The organism is Bacillus pretiosus (assembly GCF_051294775.1).
Lineage (GTDB): Bacteria > Bacillota > Bacilli > Bacillales > Bacillaceae_G > Bacillus_A > Bacillus_A wiedmannii.
The window spans coordinates 1-284 of sequence record NZ_JBPPHF010000551.1 but is presented as its reverse complement, the minus strand read 5'-3'; the positions used below and the strand labels follow the sequence as shown (position 1 = coordinate 284).

General features: G+C 30.6%; 1 protein-coding gene. It reads right to left on the bottom strand.

Translation table 11 applies throughout. The features are described from left to right. Positions 1–284, bottom strand: a 284-nt coding sequence (locus ACSG5Z_RS32120) for a hypothetical protein (RefSeq protein ID WP_435712973.1), incomplete at both ends; no start/stop codon positions are given.

The window sequence follows — 284 nt, the reverse complement described above, 5'->3', positions numbered from 1 at the left end:
TCCACATACTTTATAACATTTCCATAAAAGGTTTATATCGGGTTCATTCAAAGAAGACTTAAACCCTTTTAGTTGTAAAGAATTTACTAATTCTTCTCTACGATCAAATCGTACATCAGCAACCACGGTAATCCTATCTTTTACAAAAGTTTTTATCTCTTTTATAGATTGTGGAGATATATTAAGAGCATTAAAGCCAAAACCTATATGATCTTCCACATGGACTTTAATATAGTCATTTCCGCGAACTAAATTCTCCTTATGAATCTTCATTACATCAGTTT